The 4,648-nt window shown below is 49.0% G+C and carries 3 protein-coding genes; 2 read left to right on the forward strand and 1 reads right to left on the reverse strand.

The annotated features are described in order from the left end of the window. Positions 1-368: 368 nt before the first annotated feature. Both J0895_RS07265 and J0895_RS07270 read left to right on the forward strand, forming a co-directional pair. The gene (locus J0895_RS07265; RefSeq protein WP_207087441.1) at positions 369-998 is read left to right on the forward strand and encodes a DUF6658 family protein; all 630 of its coding nucleotides are present in this window, start codon (positions 369-371) and stop codon (positions 996-998) included. 165 nt (positions 999-1,163) lie between these two features. Beyond that, complete coding sequence (locus tag J0895_RS07270; RefSeq protein ID WP_207087442.1) at positions 1,164-1,907, forward strand: HEAT repeat domain-containing protein; 744 nt, start codon at positions 1,164-1,166, stop codon at positions 1,905-1,907. Between the two features lie 281 nt (positions 1,908-2,188). Here the strand turns inward: J0895_RS07270 and J0895_RS07275 are convergent, their stop codons facing one another. Then, positions 2,189-4,036: a pentapeptide repeat-containing protein gene (locus J0895_RS07275; RefSeq protein ID WP_207087443.1), complete on the reverse strand. Its 1,848-nt coding sequence runs from the start codon at positions 4,034-4,036 to the stop codon at positions 2,189-2,191. Positions 4,037-4,648 lie beyond the last annotated feature (612 nt).

Raw genomic sequence — 4,648 nt, forward strand, 5'->3', positions numbered from 1 at the left:
AAAAATGGACAGGCGATCGCCTGTCCATTTTTTATTTTTACAGGCTTCATTTTGCTCAAGCCAACTGTTATTCATCAGCAGAGTTCTGTGACATCCTCCCATCAGGGTAAATTTTTTGATTCATCAGACCCGTGACTCAGCAATAGGGCAATGTATTGTCGCTACTTTTGCAGCGTTTGGAAAATCGGTAAAAAATGATACTTTCGGTAGAGGTTGCGATCGCCACCGACACTCTAAGCTGGAAGTCATTGAGGAAAATTTAACTTTCTCGAAATAACAATCATATCAGTAAGCACGAACCGCTTTTACCTGATGAAACTTAGAGGAAAAAGCGGCAACAATGCGACTGAAATTCAAAGGAGTTTTCTATGAAACAGATGATTAATTGGCTCAAAAATATTAGCCTTCGACAAATTTTAACCGGAATGATGGCAGGAATGCTACTCTTCGTCGGGACCGCTTGTAGCAATACCCCGTCTGTTATGGCCAAAACTTCGGACCAGGTGAGAGAAGAAATGCCCTCGAAGTACGTCAACTCCACCTATGAAGGGGGAATGAACGAATATCCAGATACGGACCCACGACAACAGGCGACGAACCGCGCTGAAGCCCAAGCGAAAGCCCTAAAAGATAGCGCCGAACGCCGGATTAAAGACGATTCCCGAACCTATCCGGATAAAGACCTTGGCGGTATGCTCGAAGAAGTCCCCGAACAAGCCTCTAAAATTGGCGATCGCGCTGAAAATGCCGCCAACGAACTGGGCAAACACGCTAAAGCCGGGGCAGATTTAGCCCGAGAAACCGGGGAAACTGCCTTTGAAAATACCCGAGATACCCTCAACAAAGGTGCTAAAACCGCAGCCCGGGAAGCAGAAAAACTCGGCGATCGCGCTCAAAACACTGCTGAAAATGCCTCCGACGCCGTTAAATCTAAAGTGAAAACCGACCTAAATCGTTCCGGTAAAGCCCTAGAACGGACAGCCGATTCTATTGACTAGACTCTAAATCAGCCTAACTCGCAATCCCTAGAGGCACAGCAGTGCCTCTATTTTTTTCTAGAACATCGAGTTTTATCTACAAAAGAAACCGATCCTCCCCCATCTCCCTGAAACCCGCTTCCTTGGCTGTTAAGGATAACTGACATTTATGGTAAAATACGGTTTATGTACGACCGTGACCTAAGCGCACTAAATCTCAATGATGACCTAGACAGCCCTCTGGATCATTTGGATGAGGCACCCGCCCCCAAGCCGGATCCCGAGAAAATGTTGCTATTGTTAGCGTCATCTGTTCCCGAACAGCGAATGATCGCGACGCGGGCATTCTGTGAAATCCAGGATGAACGCGCCATCCCCCACCTGATCCATCTGTTAAGCGACCCTTGCCCCCTCGTGCGAGTGAGTGCCGCCTACGCCCTTGGACGCAATACCAGTCCTGATGCCGTCGAACCCTTAATCGACCGGCTCAATTTGGATTGGAACGGCTACGTTAGAAAGGGTGTGGTTTGGGCATTGGGAAATTGTGCCGATCGCCGCGCCCTCGAACCCCTCCTCGACGCCCTCAAAACCGACATTTCCGCCGTCCGCCTCTGGGCCGCTAGTTCCCTGGGTCAACTGGCTAATGTCGGCTACGATCTAGTCATTTGCGCCATTCCCCCCCTCATTTACAGCCTACGAACCGACCCGATTGCGGCAGTCCGAAGTAACTGCGCCTGGGCGATCGGGCAACTGTGCCGCGAACTCCCCTCCAACGTGGTGTATGCCGGGGCGATCGACTCCCTCATCGAAGTCCTAGAAGAAGACGAAGATATGGGCGTTCGCGAAGATGCCAAAGCCTCCTTATTACGAGTCGGAGACCCTCGCGGATTACAAATCATCGAGGAATTAGAACTCGATGGCTTATTGTAAATTCAAAACCCCTCGCCGTCTCAAAACCCTACAGCAACAAAGCCCGCCTCTGCGGGCTAAGAAACTTTAATAACAAAATTTAGCATCAGTCATTCTCTTCCTTTTCGACATCACGGTTGATGGGGGAGGCGGAGTGAGATTGGATTTTTAACCACTGATTTCACTGATTTGCACTGATGGGGATGGGGGAGATTTACGGAGAGGGTTTGATGGGGTAAGGGTGGGAGGTTGTTTCTCTCACTCTTACCCCTGGGCTTGGTTATTTTGGACTTTGGAAGGGGTTAGAATTGGCAAGGGCCACTTCTGCCATTGGGACAGACGGTGAGGTTATCGGTTGTAATTCCGACGACTGTTGCACCTGTGATATCGGCATTTGTTAATTTAGCTGCGGATAAATTGGCTCCGGTTAAGTCTGCACCCATTAATTTGGCTCCGCGCAAGTCGGCATTTCTTAAGTTAACCCGTTGTAGGTTGGCTCGTTGCAGATTGGCATCGATTAAACTGGCATTGTTTAAGTTAAATCCACTCAAATTTAACCCGGCAAGTTGTCGGTTTCGTCTCGGCCAATTGACGATTTTCCAGTTGAGTAAATCTTCGGAGTCAATGCGGGTGGTATTAATATCAATTTGAGTATTCATTAAATTAGCACCCCGGAGATTGGCTCCGCTTAAATTAGCTCGAACTAAATTGGCTCCGCTTAAATTGGCGAATTCGAGGTTGGCATTGGTGAGGTTGGCCCAGTCTAAACTGGCATTGGTTAAGTTGGCATATTTGAGGTTGGCCGATTGCAAACTTGCTCCATTGAGATTGGTCTCTTGGAGGTTGGCGTTAATTAAACTAATTTCGGCTAAGTTGGCGTTATTTAATGTTGAACCGCTAAAGTTACTGTCATCTAATTGGGCTCCGGCTAAATTGATTTGACTTAAATTTTTGTGGGTGGCTGTGGTTAGATATCCTTTGCGTAAGGCAAATTTTAACAAGGGGTCAGAGACTCGGGGATGAAAGAGTAATAAAAATGGGGTTAAAGAGATGAGGACAAATAAAACGCTCATGGCGTTTTTCATGTTTTGTCCAAGGGCGGTATTTCGGGTGAATTGGGAGTTGTAAGTGGCTGAGAGTAATCGGCTATTTTCTTGGTTGGCGACTTCGAGTTGCCATTGGGTTTGGGAGAGTTGGGTTTGCAGCAATACCCGCTCCTCATTGGCTTGTTCCAGTTGAGTTTGGAGTTGATTGCGCTCATCCAGTAACCAAGTGGTTCGAGATTCGCTGATGCGGCGTTCTTGCCGTTCTTCGCCGAGTTCGGCTTGGATTAAAGATAGTTTGGTTTCGAGTTCTGAGGATTTGGCGGCGTTGGTTTGGAGTTGGGTTTGGAGTTGAGAGCTCTCTTCATGGGAGACCCGGCCTCCATTGTTTTTGTAGTGATTGAGTTCAGATTGAGTATCGGTGAGTTGGCTTTGTAATTGCCAGTATGCTGTGGCAGCTTGTTGGAGTTGGTTTTGCAATTCCGTGACCGCTTCTCCATCGGTGGAATGGGATTGAGCAGTGTGTTTTAATGTTTTTTCGACTTCTTCAAGCTGACGCTGGACTTGATTGGCGCGGGCTTTATGTAGTTTGCTATCGGACCGGGCTTTTGCTAGTTCGCTTTGGATGCGATCGCGCTCTTTTTCTTCCTGTTCTAAGCGGTCTTGCAAGCGCCAATAGGCTTTAGCCGCTTCGTGAATTTGCGACTTATATTGAGCGCATTCCTGGTTAAATTCTTCGAGTTTAATCTGGCTGGTTTCTAGTTGAGATTTGAGGGATTGGTGGGCTTTTTTGGCGTCCTCTAGCTGGGACTGGGCCTGTTCTCGGTCTTTTTTGCCGGATCCTAGTTCAGCATGAGTGGTTTCGAGTTTGCTATGCAGTTGCCAATAGGCTTCCTCGGTTTGCTCAAACAGGGATTTTAGCTGATCTCGTTCCTGATTGGAGAGTTCTAGCTGAGTTTTGAGTTGGGACAACTGCATTTGCGCCTGAGTGATTTGTTCAGGGTCAATGGGTTTAGACTGAGACGGCGATCGCCAATGGTTGCGCGCCCAACTCAGTTGTGCTCGTTCCTTCCGCAAAAAACTATCCGGGATTCGTCCCAAGGTCAAGGGGTATGGCGTCAAATCCCAACCACAGGTCGAGCAATTTTTGACCTCGCCCTCAACGTATGTTGCTTGACAAACTGGACACTGTGCCACTGCTCTCTCCCGCATCGAAATCAGGACTATGATATTGAAGGAGGGGGACTGGATTTCCTCCTCTGACAGATTATCTCCCAACATCCGACTTTTGCGATCGCCTCTTTCGGATTTTAGAGGGAAACCCGCCTGAAAGGGACCCAATTCTAGGCCGCCCTGGGGCCAAATTAATCCAACCCCTAGCAATGGGGATCGTTCGTTGGTCCTCGTGAGGGGGCTTCAGCCGCGTCACGAGAAAAAGCCCCCTCACGAGGATTAGGCCGCTCACGAGGAAAATAATGTAGAGGCGAGCAAGCGAATCGCCTCTACATTATTCCCTTAAGAATTTTGCGCTGCTGTAGCCGCAACTTGATGTTTAGAAGCGGGTTCTCCCGGGTGCATCTCACTGTTGCGAGTGTTGAGCCAACCCCTACCCCGACCCAGCCTTCACCACCCCGCCCTACGGGCACCCCTCCAAAGGAACCACCCCGCCCTACGGGCACCCCTCCAAAGGAACCACCCCTCCAAAGGAACCACCCCGCC

This window comes from Phormidium pseudopriestleyi FRX01 (assembly GCF_017313335.1).
GTDB lineage: Bacteria > Cyanobacteriota > Cyanobacteriia > Cyanobacteriales > Laspinemataceae > Laspinema > Laspinema pseudopriestleyi.

What these genes read in the sequence shown, in the direction of transcription:
- J0895_RS07265 (WP_207087441.1), top strand. Translation starts at nt 369, where the DNA reads ATGAAACAGATGATTAATTGGCTCAAAAATATTAGCCTTCGACAAATT.
- J0895_RS07270 (WP_207087442.1), top strand. Translation starts at nt 1,164, where the DNA reads ATGTACGACCGTGACCTAAGCGCACTAAATCTCAATGATGACCTAGAC.